Annotated in this window: 22 protein-coding genes and 1 pseudogene; 10 read left to right on the top strand and 13 right to left on the bottom strand. The window is 62.6% G+C overall.

From position 1 onward, the window contains the following. Positions 1-54: 54 nt before the first annotated feature. Positions 55-1,140: an AbrB family transcriptional regulator gene (locus CCD76_RS08265; protein WP_256961211.1), complete on the top strand. Its 1,086-nt coding sequence runs from the start codon at positions 55-57 to the stop codon at positions 1,138-1,140. Between the two features lie 50 nt (positions 1,141-1,190). Here CCD76_RS08265 and CCD76_RS08260 read toward each other — a convergent pair whose 3' ends face one another. The 12 genes from CCD76_RS08260 to CCD76_RS08205 all read right to left on the bottom strand — a co-directional run bounded on the left by CCD76_RS08260 (position 1,191) and on the right by CCD76_RS08205 (position 12,193). Further along, positions 1,191-1,574: a hypothetical protein gene (locus CCD76_RS08260; RefSeq protein ID WP_087719053.1), complete on the bottom strand. Its 384-nt coding sequence runs from the start codon at positions 1,572-1,574 to the stop codon at positions 1,191-1,193. A 464-nt stretch (positions 1,575-2,038) separates the two neighbouring features. Then, positions 2,039-2,806 (bottom strand): ABC transporter substrate-binding protein, encoded by a 768-nt coding sequence (locus CCD76_RS08255; RefSeq protein ID WP_087719052.1) that lies wholly within the window; start codon positions 2,804-2,806, stop codon positions 2,039-2,041. A 163-nt stretch (positions 2,807-2,969) separates the two neighbouring features. Next, positions 2,970-4,088, bottom strand: a complete 1,119-nt coding sequence (locus CCD76_RS08250) for a succinylglutamate desuccinylase/aspartoacylase family protein (RefSeq protein WP_087719051.1) — start codon at positions 4,086-4,088, stop codon at positions 2,970-2,972. Positions 4,089-4,160: 72 nt separating this feature from the next. Next, complete coding sequence (locus CCD76_RS08245) at positions 4,161-4,982, bottom strand: transporter substrate-binding domain-containing protein (RefSeq protein ID WP_087719050.1); 822 nt, start codon at positions 4,980-4,982, stop codon at positions 4,161-4,163. 63 nt (positions 4,983-5,045) lie between these two features. Beyond that, entirely contained in the window at positions 5,046-5,777 is a 732-nt protein-coding gene (locus CCD76_RS08240; RefSeq protein ID WP_087719049.1) for an ABC transporter permease, read from the bottom strand. After that, a complete protein-coding gene (locus CCD76_RS08235) occupies positions 5,765-6,481 on the bottom strand; it encodes an ABC transporter permease (RefSeq protein ID WP_087719048.1) in 717 nt (238 codons plus the stop codon). The genes CCD76_RS08240 and CCD76_RS08235 overlap by 13 nt, the downstream gene beginning before the upstream one ends. 13 nt (positions 6,482-6,494) lie before the next feature. Continuing rightward, the gene (locus CCD76_RS08230) at positions 6,495-7,265 is read right to left on the bottom strand and encodes an ABC transporter ATP-binding protein (protein ID WP_087719047.1); all 771 of its coding nucleotides are present in this window, start codon (positions 7,263-7,265) and stop codon (positions 6,495-6,497) included. Between the two features lie 304 nt (positions 7,266-7,569). Beyond that, positions 7,570-8,610, bottom strand: coding sequence for a succinylglutamate desuccinylase (locus CCD76_RS08225; protein ID WP_256961210.1), 1,041 nt, complete (start codon positions 8,608-8,610; stop codon positions 7,570-7,572). Between the two features lie 348 nt (positions 8,611-8,958). Then, the gene (locus CCD76_RS08220; protein ID WP_087719046.1) at positions 8,959-9,993 is read right to left on the bottom strand and encodes an SMP-30/gluconolactonase/LRE family protein; all 1,035 of its coding nucleotides are present in this window, start codon (positions 9,991-9,993) and stop codon (positions 8,959-8,961) included. 133 nt (positions 9,994-10,126) lie between these two features. Next, positions 10,127-10,711: a lipocalin family protein gene (locus CCD76_RS08215; RefSeq protein ID WP_087719045.1), complete on the bottom strand. Its 585-nt coding sequence runs from the start codon at positions 10,709-10,711 to the stop codon at positions 10,127-10,129. 86 nt (positions 10,712-10,797) lie between these two features. Next, on the bottom strand, positions 10,798-11,493 hold the full coding sequence (locus CCD76_RS08210) for an SDR family oxidoreductase (protein WP_087719044.1): 696 nt from the start codon (positions 11,491-11,493) through the stop codon (positions 10,798-10,800). A 259-nt stretch (positions 11,494-11,752) separates the two neighbouring features. After that, a complete protein-coding gene (locus tag CCD76_RS08205; RefSeq protein ID WP_087719043.1) occupies positions 11,753-12,193 on the bottom strand; it encodes a hemerythrin domain-containing protein in 441 nt (146 codons plus the stop codon). A gap of 388 nt (positions 12,194-12,581) precedes the next feature. Here CCD76_RS08205 and CCD76_RS08200 point away from each other — a divergent pair, with 388 nt between their 5' ends. Beyond that, complete coding sequence (locus CCD76_RS08200; RefSeq protein WP_087719042.1) at positions 12,582-14,354, top strand: IlvD/Edd family dehydratase; 1,773 nt, start codon at positions 12,582-12,584, stop codon at positions 14,352-14,354. A 413-nt stretch (positions 14,355-14,767) separates the two neighbouring features. Here the strand turns inward: CCD76_RS08200 and CCD76_RS08195 are convergent, their stop codons facing one another. Beyond that, positions 14,768-15,496 (bottom strand): GntR family transcriptional regulator, encoded by a 729-nt coding sequence (locus CCD76_RS08195; RefSeq protein WP_087719041.1) that lies wholly within the window; start codon positions 15,494-15,496, stop codon positions 14,768-14,770. Positions 15,497-15,827: 331 nt separating this feature from the next. Here CCD76_RS08195 and CCD76_RS08190 point away from each other — a divergent pair, with 331 nt between their 5' ends. The 8 genes and pseudogenes from CCD76_RS08190 to CCD76_RS08155 all read left to right on the top strand — a co-directional run. Next, a complete protein-coding gene (locus CCD76_RS08190; protein ID WP_087719040.1) occupies positions 15,828-16,808 on the top strand; it encodes a tripartite tricarboxylate transporter substrate binding protein in 981 nt (326 codons plus the stop codon). A gap of 32 nt (positions 16,809-16,840) precedes the next feature. After that, positions 16,841-17,320, top strand: coding sequence for a tripartite tricarboxylate transporter TctB family protein (locus CCD76_RS08185; protein WP_087719039.1), 480 nt, complete (start codon positions 16,841-16,843; stop codon positions 17,318-17,320). Positions 17,321-17,398: 78 nt separating this feature from the next. Further along, positions 17,399-18,907 carry a tripartite tricarboxylate transporter permease gene (locus CCD76_RS08180; protein ID WP_087719038.1) on the top strand — a complete coding sequence of 503 codons (1,509 nt, stop codon included), beginning with the start codon at positions 17,399-17,401 and terminating at the stop codon, positions 18,905-18,907. A gap of 71 nt (positions 18,908-18,978) precedes the next feature. Beyond that, positions 18,979-20,100 (top strand): mandelate racemase/muconate lactonizing enzyme family protein, encoded by a 1,122-nt coding sequence (locus tag CCD76_RS08175; protein WP_087719037.1) that lies wholly within the window; start codon positions 18,979-18,981, stop codon positions 20,098-20,100. 63 nt (positions 20,101-20,163) lie between these two features. Next, positions 20,164-21,087 (top strand): dihydrodipicolinate synthase family protein, encoded by a 924-nt coding sequence (locus CCD76_RS08170; protein WP_087719036.1) that lies wholly within the window; start codon positions 20,164-20,166, stop codon positions 21,085-21,087. A gap of 104 nt (positions 21,088-21,191) precedes the next feature. Further along, on the top strand, positions 21,192-22,358 hold the full coding sequence (locus CCD76_RS08165; RefSeq protein WP_087719035.1) for an alpha-hydroxy acid oxidase: 1,167 nt from the start codon (positions 21,192-21,194) through the stop codon (positions 22,356-22,358). A gap of 583 nt (positions 22,359-22,941) precedes the next feature. Next, complete coding sequence (locus CCD76_RS08160) at positions 22,942-23,340, top strand: hypothetical protein (RefSeq protein ID WP_087719172.1); 399 nt, start codon at positions 22,942-22,944, stop codon at positions 23,338-23,340. Positions 23,341-23,353: 13 nt separating this feature from the next. Further along, positions 23,354-23,833 (top strand): annotated as a pseudogene (locus CCD76_RS08155) (hypothetical protein); the annotation flags it as partial.

Here is a 23,833-nt window from a genome sequence, read left to right as displayed (position 1 = left end):
GGCCGAGCGCAGGCAGTTTTCAGACAAAGCCTAGCCTTTTACCGGAGCCCGACCTTGTCCGCTGATTCTTCTCCGCCTCGCTTTTCTCCCCCGACGTGGATGCGTTGGCTGCTGCTCGTTATCGGCTGTGTCGTGGCCAATCGCGCATTGAACGCGATCCACATGCCGGCTGGCGGCTTCATCGGGCCCATGGCGGTCTCGATCACCTACGGCGTCATGGTCGGTGGCCTGAAGCTGCCCCGCATCGGCTTCAAGCTCAGTCAGGGCGTCATCGGCGTGTTGATCGCCCAGACGCTGACCCTGTCGGTGCTGTTCAAGATTCTCGATGCCTGGCCGGTGATGCTGATCGCCACGGCGATTACCCTGCTGTTGAGCCTGATCGTGGGGATCAGGCTGGTTCGCTACGGCGGGCTTCCGGGCTCGACGGCAGCCTGGGGCACGACGCCCGGCGCCGCCGCTGCCATGGTCGCGATGGCCGAGGAAACCGACGCCGATCCCCGAATCGTGGCGGCAATGCAGTACGTGCGCGTGGTCTGCGTGGTGCTGGTGGGGGCGCTGGTGAGTCACTATCTAGGCGTCACGGATAGCGGCAACGCGGGCCATGCGGCAGCTCTTCCCATCGGTCTGGGCTATCTGGGGGACCTCGTCACGACGCTGGCGGTGGTCGCCATCGGCGTGTGGATCTTCGATCGACGGATGCCCGCCGGCGCGCTGCTGGGGCCGGTGATGGTGGGGAGCGTGCTGCATCTGACCGGCATCATCACCATCGTGTTGCCGCAGCCGCTGCTGGAGCTGGCTTACGGCGTCATTGGCACCTACGTGGGGCTGCGCTTCGATCGCGAGACGATCCACAACATCGCCCGCGCATTGAGCAAGATGATCTTCGCCTCGCTGATGCTGATCGCGCTATGCGCGCTTTCCGCCTGGCTGATGACCCTGCTGATGCATACCGAGTTCATCACCGCTTATCTCGGCACCAGCCCCGGTGGCCTCGACTCGATGACGATCATCGCCATCGATACTCATGCCGATGTCGGACTGGTGGTGGCGTTGCAGACGTTGCGACTATTCACTGTCGTGCTGGTGGGGCCGGGGATGGCGAGGCTGGTGGCGCGCTTTGCCAGACCTTCAACGGCGTAGAGCCCGGTGCCGATGCCCGTTTCAAGCTTTCCGAGCCGCTGACGGCTCGGCTAATCGAAGCTCCACTGCCAGCGCTTGTGGGTGCGCTTCGAGGGCTTGGCCGGGGTATGACTGCGTACCCGGCTAACCCAGGCCTGGCGCGCTTCCCAACGGATCAGGTAGACGGTCTCGCCGTCGCGTAGCGGCGGGTTGGCGGGATCGATCAACACGGCCTCGAACCAGCGCGAGAGATGATAGACCTGCAGTTTGCCGCTAACCGGGTGGGCGGCCACCTGAACGGCAACTTCCGCCCCTCGGCCGTTGGTCGGGAGCATCGATGTGGCGAGCCAGGCTGGCAGGCCCAAGCGGGAGGGACGCCGATAAACCAGTGCGAGCGAGGCAAGGCCCAGGCACAGTACTATCTCTTCCGGCGTTTGATTGAACCACTGATCCATGGGATCTCCCCTGCTTCTTGACGCGATAGCCTCTATCGATGGGCAAAATCGTTCTTTCGTGCGGTGCCTGCGTGGGCTCCCTTTCTCTCTATCAGATCGAGCAATGCCTAGCAGAATACGGATCGTCAGTACCGCTCTCCACATTAGAACGGTAAACATTTGCTGTCTTACGTAGCGATCGATAGGGATTGCTATTGCGATTCCGGCCTGGCGAAACGGGGCTTTCCGCCGTTGCTGCTAACCTGCGGTTTCAATCGCGTCACGGGGTTTACAGGACGCCGCACGCGGCGATGGTCGGCGCGGATCCAGAAACGCAAGGCCCCGATCCTGGGATCGGGGCCTTGTGCCTTGACGCGGCGAGTCTCGAGGGAGACTGATAGATCTCGCCGGAAACTATGGCGTCGTCGGGCGTGCTGAATCACGCCCGGTGGGTAGCGACGATTACTTGACCTTGGAGTACTTGTTTACTGGACCTTGAAGTACTTGTCGTAGATCTCGTCGTAGGTGCCGTTGTCCTTCAGGGTGGCGAGGGCATCGTCAAAGCGTTCGGCCAGCTCCTTGTCGCGCGGGCGGAAGGCGATACCGAAGCCTTCGCCGAAATATTTCTCCGGCTCGCTGATCATGTCGCCGACGGTGACGTAGTTGCCGTCTTCGCTATCCAACAGGGTGGACTTGCCGACCGGGAAGTCGAGGAAGGCGATGTCGACGCGTCCGGCATCCATGTCCAGCACCAGATCGTCGGCCGTGGTGTAGCGGCTGATGTCGGCATCGTCGCCGTACATGTCGGTCACGTAGTTGTCCTGCAACGTGCCGCGCTGGACGCCGATGGTCTTGCCTTTCAGCGACTCGGGGTAGACCGTGTCGATACCGCTGTCGGCGGCCGCGAACCATGCGGAGGGCGGCTTGATGTACGGGTCGGAGAACAGCACGGTCTGGCGGCGCTCGTCGTTGATTGTCATCGACGACATGATGGCGTCGTACTTGCGCGCCAGCAGGCCGGGGATGATGCCGTCCCAAGCTTGAACGACCCATTCGCATTCGGCCTTGATCTGCGCGCACAGGGCGTTGCCGAGTTCGATGTCGAAGCCGGTCAGCTCGCCATCCGGGGTACGGTATTCCATCGGTTCGTAGGGGACGTCGACACCGATGCGCAGCTGTTCGGTATCCTGGGCCTGGGCGACACCCGCGATCAGCGCGGCGCCGAGCAGGCTGGTAGTCAGCAGTTTCTTCATGGATCGCTTCTCTCTTGTGATGCGTGAGTTCTTGTGTGTTGCGATTCGGTCCCGGTCCATTCACCGCCTTTTGAACAGTGAAGGCTTCCTGACACTCGATGGGCGACAACCGCAGCATAACCAATGCTTACACAATTGAATATCGCCGCAATCAACGCCTGATTCACGGCGCCAGCAGATAACCGCTCCGATGGCTGTGATGACCGGCGATATCGGCGACGATCATGCCGGCGGTGGCCATCCGGCGCTGGCTGCGGGCATAGAACATGCCGGCCTGGGAGGCATGAACCGGTTCGACGCGATCGCTGATCGGATCGATGATCTCGGCGATGAGCTGGCCGGCTACCACCTCGATGCCGGGTTCGGCGTGGAACACCAGCAGGCCACCGATCGGCGCATGCAGAAAGTCCATCGCCGCCAGTTCGGTGGCCGGATAGGCCAGTTCGGGCAATGCCGGCGCCTCGCCCGCGACGAGTCCCAGATGCCGCAGCCAGTCGATGATCGCCTGGGCATCGTGACCGGCGAGAGCATGATCGACATCGCACTGACCGCGCAATTCCAGCGTCACCGACTGGCAGCCGTAGTCGAGCGGGAAACGCTCGCCGAACGTCTGTCGCAGCTGTTCCCACACCAGCGTGAAACACTCGTCGAACGACTGGCCGCCGGAATCGGTGGCCAGCATGCTGGCCTTGGCGCCGAAGTATCGCGCCAGCGGCTCGAATACCGGCCAGGCCGCCGGCGTGGTGTAGAGGTGCTCGACGGCATCGAAATCGCAGTGGAGGTCGAGCACGAAGTCGGCACGGCAGGCCAGGCGCTGCAGCGTCAGCTGCATGGATTCCAGCGTGGTGGTCGGTGTGATCGACGCCAGCGCAGCCTCGAAACGATCGCGAATCAGGTCGCGGTTGTGAGCGATGTTGTCGTTCAGTGCCGTCTCAAGGCCGTCGGCAATGCTATCGGCCACGTTCACGTAGCGACGATTGAAGTTGGTCAGACTCTCGAAATCGTAGCGCCCCAGCGGCGTATCCATCAGTTGCTGGTCCAGCCCCACCGGGTTGGCGACGGGCACGAGCGTCACGCGGCAGGCCAGCTGTCCCTGGGCCTCGAGCTCGGCGAGGCGCTGCTTGAGCGTCCAGGCGACCAGCATGCCCGGCAGTTCATCGGCATGCAGCGCGCCCTGCACGTAGAGATGCCGCTCGGCATCCGCCGGGCCGAAATGAAAGCTGTCGATGTAGCGTTCGGTGCCCGGCACCGGGCTGATCAAAGGGTGCTTCTGGTGTTCCACGACACTTCCTCGACTCGAGAATCATGAGGCCCGGTCGCTGGCACCATGGCCTGCGACCGGACGGGGGCGGGATTATTCGGCGCAGTCCTGCTCGCTCGGGCGTACCGACAGATCGTAATCGAAGTACTTTTCCATCAGCTCGTCGAAGGTGCCATCGGCGTAAACCTCGCAGATCGCCTTGTCGAACTTGGCGGCCAGCGCCTTGTCACGCTGACGGAACGCCATCGCCGCGCCTTCGCCGAAGATCGAGGTGGGCGTCTTGATGCTGTCGCCGAGCTGCTTGTAGGGGCTGTCGTCCTGACGGAAATCGATGGCGTCGTTGGCGATCGGGAAATCCTCGAAGGTCAGGTCGAGACGGCCGGACTTGAGGTCGTTGACCACGTCCTGGGAGGAGCCGTAGCGGTGGATGTCGAGAACGTCGCCGTACTCCTGGGTGACGTAGACATCGCGGATGGTGCCGCGCTGCACACCCACGGAGAGCCCCTCCAGGGAGGCCTTGTCATCGATGTCGATATCGCGATCGCGTGCGGTGATCCAGACGCTGGGCGTGTTGTAGTAGGGCAGCGAGAACAGCACCTGGCGCTCGCGCTCCGGGGTGATCGCCATCGACGACAGGATGGCGTCGTACTTGCGCGCCAGCAGGCCCGGAATGATGCCGTCCCAGCCCTGTTCGACCCAACTGCACTCGAGGTTGGCGCGGGTGCACAGCTCGTTGCCGAGATCGATCTCGAAGCCTTCGAGATCGCCCTCGGCGTTACGCACGACGAAGGGTTCGTAGGGCACGTCGATACCCAGGCGAATGGCATCCTGACTTTCCTGGGCCATGGCCTGACTGAATGCCTGACCCGATACGAGGGCGCCCGCGATAAGCGCGCCGGTGATCCACTTGTTCATGAGAAGTTCTCTTTGTGTGTGGTGATGATGGCAGATGACGTCGAACGATGACCTGGTCTGCGCTCAGGCGCCGCGCGGACGCAGGTGCGCCAGTAACCGTTTTTCCAGCTTTCGAAACACGAACATGATGCCGAAGGTCAGGCAGAGATAGATCAGCGCGACGAAGATGAAGGCATCGAACGGCGCGTAGAAACGGGCGTAGACATAATAGGCCGCGCCGGTCAGATCCATGATCGTCACCACGCTGGCCACGGCGCTGGCGTGCAGCATGAAGATCACCTCGTTGCCGTAAGCCGGCAAGGCACGGCGAAAGGCGCTGGGCAGAATGATGCGGCGCATCATCAACTTGCGTGACATGCCGTAGGCGCGGGCCGCTTCGATCTCGCCCTTGGCGGTGTTCTTGATCGCACCGTGGAAGATCTCGGTGGTGTAAGCCGCCGTGTTGAGCGTGAACGCGATCAGTGCCGGGAAGAACGCCTGCTTGAACACCACCCAGAAGATGCTGTCCTGAATGCCTTCGAAGAAGACCACGCCGTAGTAGACCAGATAGAGCTGGATCAGCAGCGGCGTACCCCGAAAGACGTAGGTGTAGGCGTAGATCGGAAGCTTGATCCAGCGGCGCTTCGAACCGCGGCCGATGGCCAGCGGCACCGCCAGGATCATGCCGATCACCAGCGACAGGAAGACCAGCTGTACCGTGGTGACGAAGCCGCCCCAGTAGAAGCCCAGCGTATTGGCGGTGAAGATCGTGTTGTCGGACAACAGGTCGGTGAACCAGCCGTTCAATTGTTCCATTCGCTGGACTCCCCAAAGCCGGTGTTGTAGCGCTTGGTCAACTTGGCGAAGCCCCACTCGGACAGCGTGGCGATCAGCAGATAGATCATCGCCACCGGGATCATGAACAGAAACGGCTCATGGGTTGCCTTGGTGGCTTCGGCAGCGACACGGACCATGTCGGTCAGGCCGATGATCGAGACCAGCGCGGTAGTCTTGAGCAGCACCATCCAGTTGTTGCCGATCCCCGGCAGGGCATGACGCATCATCAGCGGAAAGCGAACGCGTCTGAAGGCGAGTAGCGGGCTCATGCCGTAGGCGCGCGCGGCTTCCATCTGGCCTTCTTCCACCGCCTGGAAGGCCCCGCGGAAGGTTTCGCCCATGTAGGCCCCGAAGATTAATCCGATGGTGATGACGCCCGCGACGAAAGCGTTGATGTTGATGAAGATATCGATATCGAAGGCGTAATAGAGCTGGTCGGTGAGCATGTTGATGCCGATCTGACCGCCGTAGAACAGCAGCATCATCAGCACCAGATCCGGCACGCCGCGCACCAGCGTGGTGTAGAGCGTGCCGATACCGTGGATCAGCCGATTGCGCGATAGCTTGGCGCTGGCGGTCAACAATCCCAGGATGACTGCCAGTATCAGCGATAGCACGGCCAGTTCGATGGTGACCATGGCCCCCTCGAGCAGCCGCGGGCCGTAGCCTTGCAGGTCGATCATGATGGAGTCCGCCTCAGTGCTTGGGCGCCAGGAACTGGCGCAGGCGCTCGGAGCGCGGGTTGTCGAGGACATCGGCCGGCGTGCCGGACTCTTCGACCACGCCCTGGTGCAGGTAGATCACCTGGCTGGAAACGTCCCGGGCAAAGGCGATCTCGTGGGTCACCAGGATCATGGTACGGCCTTCGTCGGCAAGGCCGCGCATGACCTGAAGCACGTCGCCGACCAGCTCCGGATCGAGCGCCGAGGTCGGTTCGTCGAACAGCATCACTTCCGGATCCATCGCCAGGGCACGGGCGATGGCGCCACGCTGCTGCTGGCCGCCGGACATCTGGGTCGGATAGTAGTCGGCGCGATCGAGCAGGCCGACGCGATCGAGCAGGGCGCGGGCCTCGTCGATCGCCTGCTTTCTGGGCTTGCCGAGCACGTGAACCGGCGCTTCGATGACGTTTTCGAGCAGTGTCATGTGCGACCAGAGGTTGAAGTTCTGGAAGACCATCGACAGCTTGGCGCGAATCCGCTCGACCTGTTTCCAGTCCGCCGGCTCGCGGCCCTGTTTGGTGGTACGGAAATTGATCGCCTCGTTGTGAACGATCAGTTCGCCTTCGTCGGGCTGCTCCAGCAGGTTCATGCAGCGCAGAAAGGTGCTTTTCCCGGAACCGGAAGCGCCGATCAGGGTGATGACGTCACCCTTGTGCGCCTGGAGAGAGATCCCCTTGAGCACCTCATGATCGCCGAAGCGCTTCTTGATGCCCTTCGCTTCCAGGGGGATGGGGGTCGCGGCCATGATGTTGTCCACCGAGTGGGTTGGCTGGCGGGAAGCGGTACGGCGTCAGATGGCCCGTCTTGCTGTCGATCGTGCCAACGTCGGATAGCGTAGGCGACGCCGACTCCCCGGCGAAAAATGCGGCGATTCTAGCAGTTTCGCCGTTAGGTTCCAGACAACGCCTGATCGGAGCGACGGCGCGACGCGGCAAAAAATGGGTAAGTGAGCGGTAACTCATTGTTCATTTTGGAAAACTCCTGGCAAGCATTGTCATTGTTGGTCGACTCGAAAGTCGTTGCGGATGAACCCGGTTCGCCGATGGCCGCTAGGGCTGGATCGGGGGCGCGCAAGGACGGACCAGCAAGGCCGCGCGCGCATTCAATTCCACCTGGGCGTTGGGAAAGACTACCGAGAGCGGTGCTTCTTGCACGGTAAAGGCCCCGGTCGCGTCGTCCTCGGTCAGCGTCTCGCCGACCGCGAATTCGGTGAAGTTGGCGACGTCTTCGGCAAAGGTGAGCCGGAAGGATTCGCTCGTGCGCATCAGCTCGAAAGCGACCTGGAAGAAGCGCAGGCCATCCAGACTGTCGGCCGAAAACGGACGGCCTTCCGCGAGGGCGGCGAGCCAGGCCCGCATGCCGCCGAGGGCGTCGAGATCGTTTTCACCGAAGGGGCGCACCTTGCCGAGCTCCAGCGTATAGGCTTCGGCCGCGTGATAGTGACGCGAATAGTGGGAAAAGGTCCAGCTGTGCTGATGCTGCAGCAGCACGGCCTGCATGCCGGCCGCGGCCAGTCCCGGCCAACGCGACTCGGGCTGTGTCTCCGTATAGGGGACGACGGCGAAGCGCGGGTAACGACTGTCGCGAATGGCGGTATGCAGATCGAGATGCAGCGGTTGGTCGGGATGTTTCACGAAGAACTCATCGACCGCGCGCATCAGCTCGCGCGCTCGCTGGGGCTCGTCGCCCGTCTGATCGAGATCGCGCTTGAACAGGCGGTTGAGATTGGTGGTGACGAAGCGGGTCCGGGCGCGAATCGAGGGAATGTTGCCGAGAATGACCAGCAGCGGCGCGCCCAGCGTGAGGCGGCCGACCTCGAGCGCCGCAAGCAGTTCGCCGACCAGCTCGATCGGCGCCGTCTCGTTGCCGTGAATGCCGGCGGAAATCACCACGCCACGAGCGTCCGGCGCGACGACATCCGGTGTCAGCTCGAGGATGCCCTCGCCGAGGATCCGATAGCGTCCGCCGGGCAGGCGGCCCTGTTCTGCTGCGTTGCGGTCGGTGTCATCCGAGGCGCCGTCGCTCGGCGTCGATGCCTCATCCAGTGTCGCCGAGAGCCACTTATCCAGCATGGCGCGATAGTCCAGCATGGCGCGCTCGCCACGGCGGAAGCATTAGAAGGGTGTCGGGCAGGGCGGGTATCGAGATCGGCACGGACATGGGCAGGATAGGCTCTCGCCAGCTTCGGCTGTTACGGAGAGATCAGCTTACCCCGTTCGTGGTCTCCGGCAAGCCGCCGCGTCGATACGCTGAAAAAACGCGGCTCGATCATGAAAGCGCATTCTCGACAGTCTCGGCTGGAAAGTCCTCGCTCTCGCCTTCGCGCTGTACACTCTCCTGGCAAGGGATCCGGAAGGCCCGCTCGCCGCGTGGCGTTCCGGATTCGTGTTCTGCTCTGCCAGGCTGCGCCCGGATTCACGCCAGGCGCCGGTCAGGTCTTATACCAGCCCTCGGGTTCCGGTGTAGAGGGTGTAAATCGAACGGCTGGCGGTCATCAACAGCCGATTGCGATGCTCGCCGACGAAGCAGAGATTGGCGCACACCTCCGGCAGCAGAATCCGGCCGATTCGGTCTCCGTTCGGGGCGAAGATCGATACGCCGTCATGCCCTTTGCCGCCGGAGACCGCTGCCCACAGGTTGTCGTCCTGATCCAGGGTGATGCCATCGTAGGTTTCCGTATCCTGGCTCGACACCACGGTTTCGCGGCCGCTGAGCGACTGGCCGTCCTGGGAGAGCGTCCAGCGCGATACCGTTGCCGGCCGGTCAGGGAAGTGGGAGGGCGCGGTGTCGCTGATGTAAAGCCGGCGCTTGTCGCCGGACAGGGCGATGCCGTTGGGTTTGCCCAGCTCGTCGGTCAGCAGCCTGGGCGTGTCCATGGTGTCGTCGATGTAGTAGACCGCCGGCTTGAGCGCCAGCGGACGCTTCTCGCCTTCATAATCGACGTGGGCGCCGTAGCCGGGATCGGTGAAGATCACGCCATCGTTGTCCAGGATCACCAGGTCGTTGGGGGCATTCAGCGGCTTGCCCTGAAAGCGGCTGGCCAGCACCGTAGTGGTGCCATCCCACTCGTAACGCACGACCCGCGCCGGTGAATGCTCGCAGGCGACGAGGCGACCCTGATGGTCGAAGGCGTTGCCGTTGGAGTGGCCGACGCCTTCGCGTAGCACGCTGACCTGGCCGGTCACTTCGTCCCAGCGCATCTGCCGGGCGCGGGGAATATCGCTGAACACGGCATAACGCCCCACCGCGTTCCAGGCCGGGCCTTCCAGCCACAGCCCGTCCGACCAGTGGCGTTCGAGCGGCGTGTTGAAGACGTAGTACGGCTTGAAGCGATCGTCCAGCACCTGCCACGCTTCGTCCGGGTAGCGGGCGGGCGGCGCGCCGGCCGTCTTGGCCAGCAGGCTGGGCGAGAACGCGAGGGAAGCGCCAAGCAGCGCCGAGTTGCGCAACAGCTGACGACGATCGAGGGTCATGGCAGGCTCCAGGTCGGAAGGATGACTTCCACTATAGGACGTTAGCCGGATGGGGCGAGAAAGAGACCTTCGACGTCGACCAAAGCATGAGCTTCAAGACGGGTGCGTCTCGAGGCGGCGGCTTCGGAACGGATCAACCGGGCGCTTCGCCGACATCCTCGGTTCGCTGGCAGGCTTCTGGATCCTGGGAGACCTGGATCAGCTCGTCGACCGGGAACTCCAGCTCACGCGCCCGGGATACCAGGGCGGTGTAGGTGGGGGCATCCAGGGTCGGGTCCCGCGAAAGTATCCACAGGTAGTCTCGGTCCGGACCGGCGACGAGGGCATGTTGATAACTGTCGTCCAGCGCCAACACGCTGTAGCCGGCATAGAACGGGCCGAAGAAACTGACCTTGAGATGGCCGACATCGGGGGCGCCGACGAAACTGGCCCGACCCTCGGCGCTTTCCCAGCGCTGTTCGGCCGGATCGTAACCACGATTGATGACCCGGATATCGCCATCGTCACGGCGGCTGTATTCTGCCGTGACGCATTCGAGCCCTTCCTCGAAGCCGTGATCGAGTCGAGCGATCTCGTACCACTGGCCCAGGTAGTGATCGATCCGGAAGTCGCTGACCGGCTGGGTGCCTTCGGGCACGCCCGTGCAACCGGCCAGCAACGTGAACGGCGCCAGCCAGGTCAGGCGCGGGTAATGCGGGAGTCTCGACGGCAACAACATGAAGGTCCTTCCTTTTTCGGCTGTTGCTGAGAGTTTCCCGATGAGAAAAAGTTGCATTTGCTATCGGTGTAACAACGTCACGGCTTTCAAGTCTTGTCACGCGGTGGCGTCGGTCGAATCAGGATCTCGTTGACATCGACGCGTTCCGGCTGGCTCAGCGCATAGATCACGGCGTTGGCGATATCCTGATCCTGGAGCGCCTGCTCGGGCGGCGAGTCGAAGAACGGGGTGTCCACCATGCCGGGCTCGATCAGGGTGACGCGAATCCCCGAACCGCGCAGTTCCTCTCTGAGATTGTGACCGATGCCGGTGACCGCCCACTTGGTGGCGCTGTACATCGAGCCGGCGATGGTGGTGCGGCCAGCGGCCGAACCCGTCAGCAGCACATGGCCGTGACTTTCGCGCAGGGCCGGCAGCGCTGCCTGGATCGACAGGCCGACGCCGTACACGTTGGTCAGTATCATCGACTTCCATACCTCCGCATCGGCCCCGCTGAAGCCTCCCGGCGTGCCGCCCATGCCGGCATTGGCGAACAGCCCGTCGAGACGGCCGAAACGGGCAAGGGTCTGTTCGACGGCCCGGTGCTGATCCTTGGCTGAAGTGACGTCGCAGCTCAGCGCCAGGGCGCGCTCCTCCCCGAGAGAAGCCACCAGGGCCTCGAGCTTGTCCGTGCTACGCGCTGCCAGCGCAACGCGATATCCCGCCTCGACCGCGAGCCTGGCGGTCGCCGCGCCGATACCGCTCGAGGCGCCCGTGATCAAAATGACCTTGTCATGAGACATCGTCGAATCCTTTCGTCCTGATCGAAGATGACCGCCCACCGATGGCCGCGGGCGGTCGCGTGAGGTTGGTTGAGACAGAGTGATTGAGACAGAGTGATTGAGACAGGTTGGCTGAAACAGGTTGATCAAAATAGGGTAGTCGAGCCAGGTCGGCCAAGACAGGCCGGTCGAGACAGGTCAGTCAAAACAGGCCGATCGAGACAGGCTGGTCGAGATAGACCGATCAAGACAGGTTGGCCGAGAGAGACCGGCCGCGCCGTCAGCTGGCTTCGCGGCTTTCCATTTCCTGGCGGTAGGTCTTGGCCAGGGAGGTCTTTTCCGAATCCCCCAGGGCGCGCCCCGCCAGTTGGAAGACTTCCTGCTCTTCCTCGTCGAGATGATGCGTGACCAAGTGCTGGAGCTTCTTGGCGCTGGCCAGCCAGCCGGGAGATTCGTACTCGGTCGCTTCCAGCGTTTCCAGCAGCTCGTCGATCTCGTGATGCTCGGCAACGCTGTGGCGCGCTTTCTCCTGCGTCATGTCGTGTTCCATCATCGGAATGTAGAGCGCGCGCTCTTCCGCAGCGGCATGGTTCTCCAGTTCGGCGCGCAGACGTTTGTAAAGCTCGTCGCGGCCTTCACTGTCGCCATGGGTCTTGACCAACAGGTCGAGCAGACGGCGCTGCTTGTCATGGCTTGCACGCAGGTCTTCGAAAAGCGTCATGGTTCTCATCCTTGTGTCGCGGTCCTATTAGCGTGGGCGAATGGACGTTGCATTAGCCTGGGTAAAGGTTAGGCGATATAGCGGCGTCTGCTAGGCTTTGTCTGAAAACTGCCTGCGCTCGGCCATACGGCGTTAAAAACCGGCTCAAAGTACTCATTTACACCGCGTAAACTGGTACGCCAGCCCGGTCCGTTTTCGCCGATTTTTGCCTTGTCTGACCTTCGCTCGACGACTTTTCAGACAAAACCTAAATCCGTCCGCAGGTAGCCGGCTTGCTTTCAAGTGGCCGAGCGACGAGAGCCTGCGGCTTAAGTCGGATGTCATTGCCTCGTCAACTGTGGTTACTTACGTCGATAATATTATCAATAATTATGGCGACGAGGATGACATGGCTAACGACTCTCATGACGACAGCCAGCACGGCAATCAACACGACGGACCGGAAGACGAACGGCAGACGGGGCTCAATCAGGGGCTAGTGAACTACGGCGATGCCGGCTTTTCACTGTTCCTGCGCAAGGCGTTCATCAAAGGCGCGGGGTACAGCGACGATGCGCTCAATCGTACCATCGTCGGTATCGTCAACACCGGCAGCGGTTACAACCCTTGCCACGGCAATGCGCCGCAACTGATCGAGGCGGTCAAGCGCGGAGTGATGCTGGAAGGCGGGTTGCCGATCGAATTCCCCACCATCTCGATCGCCGAGAGCTTCTCCACCCCGACGAGCATGTACCTGCGCAACCTGATGTCGATGGATACGGAGGAGATGATCCGTGCCCAGCCGATGGACTCGGTGGTGCTCATCGGCGGATGCGACAAGACCGTTCCCGCCCAGCTGATGGGCGCGGCCTCCGCCAATCTGCCCATGCTCGAGCTGGTGACCGGCGCCATGCTGACCAGCGGCCACCGTGGCGTCAGGGTGGGGGCGTGTACCGACTGCCGTCGCTACTGGGGCATGTATCGCGGCCAGGAGATCGACGATCAGGAGATCGAGGAGGTCAACGCCAAGCTGGTGGGCAGCGTCGGTACCTGTTCGGTGATGGGGACGGCCAGCACCATGGCGTGTATCAGCGAGGCGCTGGGTATCGCGTTGCCGGGTAGCGCCTCGCCGCCGGCGGTGACCGCGGACCGCATGCGCGTCGCCGAGGCGACGGGGCGGCAGGCCGTGATCAACGCGCGGGCTGGCGTGACCCCGGACAAGATCCTGACCGAGAAGGCGTTCGAGAATGCCTTGCGGGTGCTGCTGGCGATCGGCGGTTCGACCAACGGCATCATCCACCTGACCGCCATCGCCGGGCGCATGGGCATCGATATCGATCTGGCCGCCTTCGACCGCATGAGCCGCGAGACGCCGGTGCTGGTCGATCTCAAGCCTTCGGGTCAGCACTACATGGAAGACCTGCATCGTGCCGGCGGGCTGCCGACGGTGCTGCGCGAGCTGAAGCCGTTGCTGCACCTGGATGCCATGACCGTGACCGGACGCACCCTGGGGGGAGAGATCGACGCGGTGCCGGTGTTCGAGCAGCAGGTCGTGCATCGCTTCGATACGCCGCTCTATCACGCCGGCGGGATCGCGTTCGTGCGCGGCAACCTGGCCCCCGACGGCGCGATCATCAAGCAGTCGGCCGCGGACGCCCGCCTGATGGAGCACGAAGGGCGTGCCGTCGTGTTCGAGGACGCCGAAGACATGGCGGCACGGATCGACGACCCGGAGCTGGACGTGACGGCAGAGGACGTCCTGGTGCTCAAGCGGATCGGCCCCGTCGGCGCGCCAGGAATGCCCGAGGCGGGCTATCTGCCGATTCCGCGCAAGCTGGCGCGGCAAGGGGTGCGCGACATGCTGCGGATCTCCGACGGCCGCATGAGCGGCACGGCGGCGGGCTCCATCGTGCTGCACGTGACGCCGGAAGCCGCCCTCGGCGGGCCGCTGGCGCTGGTCGAGAACGGCGACCGGATTCGCCTGAGCGTGAGCGAGCGCCGGCTGGAGCTGCTGGTCGACGACGAAGAACTCGCCCGGCGCCGGGAAGGCTGGCGACCGGTGGCGCTGACCGCCGAGCGGGGGTATCGCAAGCTGTTTCTCGAGCAGATTACCCAGGCGGATCAGGGTTGCGACTTCACCTTCCTGCGGCCGCCGAACATTCAGCGGCGTGTGCCGAAGTGACACCGGGCCGCTTCGCGGTCGTCAGGTCGATGATAAATCCTTTTGCCAAGACAACGTATTCCTGCAAGGAGAGCGTACAACTGTTGAGATCCTGACTGATCTATTGCTGGTCATGACGAGGGGGCTTAACGCTCGCCCCCTCGCCGCTCCCCCTCTTTTCGCGCCACAAGACCGTGAAACCCTGGCCGATCAATCGCTGCGCTTAGGGTCGGCATGCAAGGACATCCGACCGCCATGGATGGCGGAAGTGCAGAAAATGCAGGAGCGCTTTTCTGCCCGTTCAACGCGCCTCTTGCGACATCCCTGTCGCAAGACCCAGCTTGGCGATTATCGTCCAGTACGGTCTTGAGAGGCGCTTGGGGTGGCTCTGGCGACGCACGGGGCTTTTCAGCCTCTAAGGCTGACTACCTGCATCAGCCGCCTTCCCGGAGGCGGTAGAGGTGGAGGTAGCGCTCCTTCGAGGGCTGGAGATGCTGGTAGCAGAGGCGATGTAGTTCGGCGCGGTCTTGCCGTTCGAGCGCGTCGATCATGGCGAGATGCTCGTCGCGGGCCAGCCGGATGGACTGGCGGTCGGTGGTGCCGATGAAGCGGATGGCATGTGCCTTCTGGGCGAATTCGTTGATGGTGTCGGCGAGATACTCGTTGCCGCAGGCGGCGAACAGCGTGCGGTGAAACGCGATGTTTTGATGAAACACCGCGCGCAGGTCGCCGCTCTCCACGGCCGCGCTGTGTCGCGACTGGATGGCGGTCAACGCCTCGATCAGCGAGGGCGGCGCCGGCATCGGTATGCGATCCGCGGCGGCCTCCTCCAACAGTTCGCGCATGACGTAGATCCCTTCCACCTCTTCCGGCGTATAGGATTTGACGAAAGCGCCGCGATTCTTGATGCGCTCCACCAGGCCGGCATTCTCGAGCTGAAACAGCGCCTGGCGCACCACGTGGCGCTTGCCGGCGAAGCGCTGCATCAGGTCTTCCTCGACCAGCCGCTCCTTCGGATGCACGCGATTGAGCACGATGTCTTCTTCTATGGCCGACACGATATCGGTCACGCTGGCCGCTTCGGCGACCGTCGCGGCTTGCTCGTCGACGAGGTATCGGCCCGTGTCGGTGCTGCTCGGTTTGGCGTTGTCCCGTTTTGGCATGAATGTGTTCCCGTCACGATGTATTCCCGTCACCCGGTTGGCCATTGTCTTCAGCAGGGCAGGCAAGGAGCAAGCGCCGCCGCTGGTCAGTCCGCCGGTTGCAGAATCGATTCTGCCACGGCCGTTCGCCGAATGATGGCGATTTCGCGCCCTTTAGGACCATTTTGTACGCCGTTACTGCTTTAGTCTCTATTGGCGGCAATATTATTGACAATCTGATCGATAAATTAATACGTTCTCTTTGGCACGACAAGAGTAGGTAAGACAAGAGTAGGCAAGACAAGGCTAGGTAAGACAACGACAAACAGACTCCGTCAGAGAGGAATCGATCATGCACGCCAAAGCCCTTCGCCACTGGCTGACGGCCACCGCCGTCGCCATCAGCCTGTCTCCCCTGGCGCAAGCCGCCGATTACGTGGGAGGCGATGAAGTCACCGTTCTGCAAGGATTCAAGCCGGGAGGCGGGAGTGATGCCCTGGCTCAGCTGGTCCAGCCGCGCCTGAGCGAAATTCTCGGCGTCGATTTCGTCAACGAATACATGCCCGGCGCCACCGGGGCCGTCGCCTGGACGAGGCTGGCCAAGCAGTCGCCCAACGATGGCAGCACCATCAGCATCACCAACACGCCGATGCTGATGACCAACTACATCATGAACGATGCCATCACCTACAAGACCGACGAGATGACGCCGATCGCCAACGTGGTGACCGATCCGGGCATCGTCGTCGTCAGTGCCGATAGCCCCTACCAGACCATCGAGGGTCTCTTCGAGGCCGCCGAGCAGAGCCCGGGTACGGTGACCATCGGCAATTCCGGCGTCGGCGGCGACGACTTCTTCACCACCATCCTGCTCGAGCAGGCCAAGGGGCTCTCCTTCAAGAAGGTGCCGTTCCAGGGCGACGGCCCGTCCGCAACGGCAGCCATGGGCGGCAAGATCGATGCCAGCTTCAACAACGTGGGCAACGTCTACGGGCAGATCGAGTCCGGCAACCTTCGGGCGTTGGCCGTCTTCGCCGAGAAACGGCTGACCAGCCTGCCGGACGTGCCCACCATGAAGGAGAAGGGTGTCGACGTGGTGGCGGGTTCCTCGCGGGGCTACAGCGCGCCGGCGGGCATTCCGGATGAGGCCCGTCAGCAGTTGATCGAGGCGTTCGAGACGCTGGCGCAGGAGCCCGACTTCCAGGCCCAGGCGGAGAAGCGCGCCATGAATCTCGATGTCGTCACTGGCGATGACTACCGCGCCATGATCGACCAGATGGAGAGCGATTACCGCGGCATCTGGGAATCGGTCAAGGACGAGGTCGGTCGCTGAGTGGCCGATCGATACCCGACGAGGAGGACGCCATGAACGTCAGTCGTTTGCTGCTGGGAGTGTTTGGCATCGTCGTGGCCGGCGTCTTCTTCTTCGATGCCAGCGATTACCCCCGCGCCGCCGCCCAGATGCCGATGATCTACGCAGTCGCCGTCGGGCTGCTGTCGCTGGCGATGGTGGCCAGCGAACTGCGGCTACAGCGTCGCGCGCCGGCCACTGGCGGCAGCGCCGCCGAGCCAGCCGACCGGGAAGCGGACGAGGCACCACCGGCGCCCAAGCGCTGGGCGGCGGTCGTCACCATCTTCCTGCTGGCGGTGGGGTATGTCGCGTCGATGACGACGCTCGGTTACGTGCTGGCCACGGCGCTATTCATGACCCTGGCGCTGGCGATTCTGCGCACCGTGAAGTGGTCCTTCGCGCTGATCGCCGGTGCGGTGCTGATCGCCATGGTGTGCCTGGTGTTCGTGCAGTTCCTGGGTCTGCCGATCCCGCTGCTGCCGAGCTTTCTTTGAGTCTTCGCCAGCACTGGTAAGCCCTCGCCAGCACTGGCGGCCACGACGCTCGGTTCGAGCGCAGGAGAGTAGACGCGCATGGATTCCTCTTTGGTGATGATCGGGCTGACCAACGTGCTCAGCTTCAACAACATTGCCTGCATCCTCGGCGGTACGCTGCTGGGGCTGTTCGTCGGGGCGATGCCGGGGCTGTCGGCGACGATGGCGCTGGCCCTGCTGTTGCCGCTGACGTTCAGCTTCGACCCGGCGACCGGGCTGAGCATGCTGGCTTCGCTCTACGTTGGGGCGTCCTACGGCGGCTCCATCGCCGCGATTCTGCTGCGTACCCCCGGCACGCCCTCGGCGGCGGCGACCGTGCTCGACGGCTTCCCGCTCTCGCAGCAGGGCAAGGCGGGCCAGGCGCTGGGGATCTCGCTGTTCGCCTCGTTCTTCGGCGGGCTGATGAGCGGCATCGCGCTGCTGACGGCGGCACCGCTGCTCGGCACGCTGGTGCTCGAGTTCGGCCCGGTCGAGCTGTTCGCGATTGCCGTACTGGGCATCACCATCATCGGTTCGCTGGCGCAGGGGTCGGTGATCAGCGGCCTGCTTTCGGGCGGGCTGGGCCTGCTGCTCAGCACGGTGGGGATGGACCTGACGACCGGTACGCCACGCATGACCTTCGATCAGATCAACCTGTTCGCCGGGATCGATTTCACGGTGGCATTGATCGGGCTGTTCTCGGTGCCCCAGGCGCTGACGCTGATCGAGAACTCCCACCGGGGCAACAAGGTAGCGAGCCGTATCACCGACCGCTTGATGCCACGCTGGAGCACCATCAAGCAGCTGATGCCCAACATCCTGCGCTCCAGCGGCATCGGTATCGTCGTGGGGCTGATTCCCGGCACTGGTGGTGATACCGCCAGCTGGTTCGCCTACAACGAGGCCAAGCGCTTCGCCAAGGACAAGAGCCGCTTCGGCAAGGGAGAGATTGCCGGCGTCGCCGCGCCGGAGGCCGCCAATAATGCGGTCGTTGGCGGTGCGCTGATTCCTACCATCGCCCTCGGGATCCCGGGGAGCTCTTCCACCGCGATCCTGCTCGGTGCGCTGATGGTGCAGGGCATCCTGCCCGGCCCCAATCTGCTCACCGATTACGGCGACGTCACCTACACCCTGATCTGGGCGGTGATTCTCGCCAACATCGCGCTGCTGGTGGTGGGGCTGGCGTTCACCAAGATGAGCGTCTCGGTGACCAAGATTCCTGACGGCTTCATTGCCTGCGCGATTCTGACGCTGTGCATCATCGGTGCCTTCGCGATCAACAACAGCCTGTTCGATGTCGGGCTGATGCTGGGCTTCGGGTTGTTCGGCTACTGGATGAGCAAGGCGGGAGTGTCGCCGGCGCCGATGGTGATCGGCCTGATCCTGGGGCCAGTGATGGAGACCAGCTTCCAGCAGTCGATGCTGATCGGCAACGACAGCTTCGGCGTGTTCCTGGAAAGCCCCATCGCCACCGTGCTGCTGATTCTGGCGCTGCTCTCGATCCTGCAGGCGACACCGTTCTTCCGCTGGCTGCGTCTGCCGCTCAAGCGCCGCCTGAAACAGAGTTGATTCATGAGCCTGGATTCAAGACGCGTGGATTCATCACGCCCGGGTTAACCCCTATTCTGGAGAGATGACCGATGACGAGAATTACCGATGTGCAGGCGCGAACGGTCAACGTCGCGCTGGATAATCCGACCAGCTTTTCCAACCGGCAGGTGCTCAAGCGCGACTACGCGCTGGTCAAGGTGACCGGCGACGACGGCATCAGCGGTATCGGCTTCTGCTACGGCGGCAACAACGCCGGCCATCTGGTGACGCAGGCGGTACGCGACCTGCTCAAGCCGGTGCTGATAGGGCAGGACGCGCATCGCGTCGAGGGGCTGTGGCAGGAGATGTACCAGGAAGGGCTGCTGCACGGCCGCACCGGCTCGGTGATGCGGGCGCTGAGCATCCTCGACGTGGCGCTGTGGGACCGCAACGCCCGCGCCGCCAACCTGCCGCTCTACAAGTTTCTCGGCGCCAGCGACGAGCACAGCGTGGCGGCCTACGCCAGCGGCGGCTATTACCTCGACGGCAAGACGCCGGCCAGGCTGGCGGAAGAGATGACCGGCTATGTCGAGAAGGGCTTCAAGGCGGTCAAGATGAAGGTGGGGCGCGAAGATCTGGCTGGTGAAGAAGCGCGGCTGGCGGCGGTTCGCGAGGCGATCGGCCCCGACGTTCTGCTGATGATGGATGCGAACAATGCCTGGCGCGATCTTCCTTCGGCCCTGGCCTTCGCGCGCATGGCCGAGCCCTATTCGCCCTACTGGATCGAGGAGCCGTTCAGCCCGGACGACATCGACAACCATCGCCGCCTGGCCGAGCGCACGCCGATCCCGGTGGCAACCGGCGAGATCGAAGCCGGTCGCTGGCGCTTCAAGGAACTGTTGGACAAGGAGGCGGCGATGATCCTGCAGACCGATGCGGCAGTCTGTGGCGGGGTGACGGAGTTCCGTCGCATCGCGGCCACGGCGGCCAGCTACGGCGTGGAGATCTGCCCGCACTGGTTCCATGATCTTCACGTGCATCTGGTCGGTTCGACGCCGAATGCGCCTTTCGTCGAATTTTTCGCCGACGATCAGGTGCTTAACTTCCGTAGGCTGATCGATACGCAGTTGACCTTCAACGACGGACGGCTGAATCTACCCCAGACGCCGGGATTGGGATTCGACTTCGACGAGGAGGCGCTGTCGCGCTACGCCGTCGAGCCCTGGTCCTGAAGCTCGATAGCCGCGGGGTCATGACCGATCCCATCACCATTCTCTATCAAGAGGTCTGTGTTCATGTCGTCGAATGCGCCCTGCGGTACCGTACTCTCTCCGGTCATCACGCCGTTTGGCGATGACCTTGCTCCCGATGCCGCGCGCTTCGTCGAGCACTGCCGCTGGCTGATGGCCAACGATGTCGGGCTGGCGATCTTCGGCACCAACTCCGAGGCCAACTCGCTGTCGGTGCAGGAGCGCCTCGACCTGCTTGATCATCTGGTCGCGGCGGGGCTCGACACAAGCCGCCTGATGCCCGGTACCGGCTGCTGCTCGATACCCGACAGCGTCGCCCTGACCCGACATGCCGTCAGTAAGGGCGTCGGAGGCGTGCTGATGCTGCCGCCGTTCTACTACAAGGGCGTCTCGGAGGAGGGGCTGTTCCGGTTCTACAGCGAGGTGATCGAGCGGGTCGGCGATGAGCGGCTGCGGCTCTACCTCTACCATATTCCGCCGGTGGCGCAGGTGCCGATCGGGCTGGGCCTGATCGAGCGGTTGCTGAAGCGCTATCCCGAGGTCGTGGCGGGGATCAAGGACAGCTCCGGCGACTGGGCCAACACCCAGTCCGTGATCGACGCCTTCGGCCAGCAAGGATTTCGCGTCTACGCGGGCAGCGAACGCTTCCTGCTGCCCACACTGCGAGCCGGCGGCGCCGGTTGCATCAGCGCCACGGCCAACGTCAATCCCCGCGCGATCTCGGCGCTGGGCGCCAGTTGGCGCGAGGAAGACGCCGATGCGCGCCAGCAGGCGTTGAACGAGATTCGCGATATCTTCGAGAGCGTGCCGATGATTCCGGCGCTCAAGGCCGCCACCGCGCATTTCAGCGGTGATCCCGCCTGGGACCGCCTGCGGCCGCCGCTGGTCTCGCTCGACGACGGCCAGCGCGACAGGCTGCTGACAACGCTGGCAGGGGTCGACTTCGCGATGCCGGGGCTGAAGGGATGACGGCTTGCCGGCATCGCTCGCCGACTTTTCGTACGACTTTTCGTACAAAGCCTGACATCGCCTATGTATAACCGATCTCCCTTTTCCACGCGTAAGGATCATTCGTGACGCGCCAACAACGCCGCCTGTCCCGTATTCGCAACTTCCTGGACCTCGAACGTGCCGGCAAGCGCCATCTTCCCCGGCCGATCTACGGATACGTCGCCAACGCGGCGGAAGAGGGCAAGAGCCTGGCCGCCAACCGTGCGGCCTTCGATGACTACTGCTTCGTGCCGCGGGCGCTGAGGGATGTCTCCCGTGTCTCGCTCGAGACCGAGCTGCTGGGCACGCGTTATGCCGCGCCGTTCGGCATCGCCCCGATGGGGATCAGCGCGCTTTCGGCCTATCGGGGCGATCTGGCGCTGGCTCGCGCAGCGTCGCGGGCCGAGGTGCCGATGATCATGAGCGGGTCGTCGCTGATCCCGATGGAAGAGGTGGCCCGGATCGACGGCAGCGACTGGTTCCAGGCCTATCTGCCGGGGGATCGGCCCGGCATCGAGGCGCTGATCGAACGCATCGAGCGAGCGGGATTTCGTAATCTGGTCATTACCGTCGACTACGCGGTGCCGCCCAACCCCGACAACAACCGGCGCAGCGGCTTCTCGTCGCCGATTCGCCCCAGTGCCCGCCTGGCATTGGATGGGCTGCTCAAGCCCCGCTGGCTCTACGGCACCTTCTACAAGACGCTTCGCCACCAAGGCATTCCCCACTTCGAGAACAATCACGCGACCCGAGGCATTCCGGTCATCTCCCGGAACGTCAATCGCGACTTCTCGGGACGCACCCACCTCGACTGGGACTATCTGGCGCTGGTACGAGAACGCTGGCCGGGCAATCTGGTCGTCAAGGGCATTCTGCACCCCGAAGATGCGAAGCGCGCCAAGGATCACGGCGCCGATGGCATCATCGTCTCCAACCATGGCGGCCGGCAGCTGGATGGCGCGATCGCTCCGTTACGGGCACTGCCCGATATCGTCGAGGCCGTCGGCGATTATCCCGTCATGATCGACAGCGGCTTCCGGCGCGGTACCGATGTGCTGAAGGCGCTCGCGCTGGGCGCGCGATTCGTTTTCTTCGGCAGGCCTTTCAACTACGCGGCCGCCTATGCCGGGGAAGCCGGCGTCGAGCATGCGATTCGTCTGATGCGGGAAGAAATTGCGCGAGACATGGCGCTTCTCGGTATTACGGAAATCCAGCAGATGGACAAGAGCCGGCTGCGGGAAGTTCGCTAGGCGACAATTGAAACTTGCCGCCTTGAATTACCTGAAGTTACAAATAAAATCCAAGCCATTACTGTGCAGTAAACTCTCTCTATTGGCCGGTTTTGACGTTATCTGACCTTTATTCGCCGATTTAACAGGCAAATCCCGAGATTTGCCTGGACTTCCTATCTTTTTGGCGGGCTTCAGTAAATATCATCGATTAACATTATCGGCGGGTAAGTTGTGGCACTATGCTACGCTGCAAAAATATTTACCCGATATGGCGATATGGCGATATGGGAATCGAAAGATAAAGGGATGCTCGCCCGTCACAAGACGATGGCAGGGAACGCCATGAGACTGGAATCGTAAGTCAGCTTACTTCGAAACACTTAGCCCATTTGTAAAGTTCAGGGATCGCGCTTGATGCGATTATCGACATACCAGACTCTTCAATCTGCCACGCTGAGCGCTGCATCGAGATTTTGCCGCTCGGTATTTCCGAGACGGAATCGGGTTCGGATCGGAGGTCGTCCTTGAAAACCGCAATGACAGCAGCAGAGTCAGGGAGTCATGACGCATGCGGAGGGGGCTGACCGGATGTCTGTTGCTCATGCTCGTTCTCGTCTCTTTTTGCGGCCTCGCAGATGAGCCCGCGACGCTCGTTATCGCCAACCGAACCGTGCATCAGTCCGCTTTGCCCATAGAGACGCTCAGAGCCATATTCGCGATGCGGCAGAGAACGTTGCCGGACGGACAAGCGGTGCATGTCTATGTATTACCTGACGATAATCCGATTCACGAAGATTTTTCCAAGAAAATACTGGGTGTCTATCCGCATCAGCTCCGGCTGGCCTGGGATCGTGCCGTCTTTTCCGGGACCGGACAGGCCCCCAACGAAGTCGACGATGAGACCGAGATGCTCGAGGCGATTGCCTCCACGCCAGGCAGCATCGGCTATATCCAACAATCAAGCCTGAATGATCAGGTTCGGGTGCTCGATATTGAATAGATTGAAGCGGTTCTTGATCGTCGCTCAGGCTGCGGTAACCACAATAGGGGCCACTGGCGCTCACGCGATGGAAACGGCGGATACCTTCCAGGTTCATGGCTTCATGAGTCAGGCGCTCATCGTGACCGATCACAACGACTTCTTCGGTCCCAGCAGTGACGATGGCGGCAGCCTGGAATATACCGAACTGGGGCTCAACGCCTCTTTTCGTCCTTTTAGCCATGTCCTGGTCGCCGGTCAGGTGTTGAGCCGGAAAGCCGGCAATTACGGAGACGCCTGGCAGCCTGAACTGGATTACGGTGTCGTGGATTATCAGTTGATCGCCGATGAAGAAAGGGCATTCGGAATACAGCTGGGAAGATTCAAGAATCCGTTTGGCTTCTATAACCAGACACGTGATGCCCCGTCGACACGCCCCAGCATCCTGCTTCCCCAATCCATCTACTTCGATAGAAGCCGCTCTTGTAACTATTCAGGTGGCTGCGGATGGCAT

This window comes from Salinicola salarius (genome assembly GCF_002179555.1).
Classification (GTDB): domain Bacteria; phylum Pseudomonadota; class Gammaproteobacteria; order Pseudomonadales; family Halomonadaceae; genus Salinicola; species Salinicola salarius_A.
This window is presented reverse-complemented; position numbering and strand designations above follow the sequence as displayed.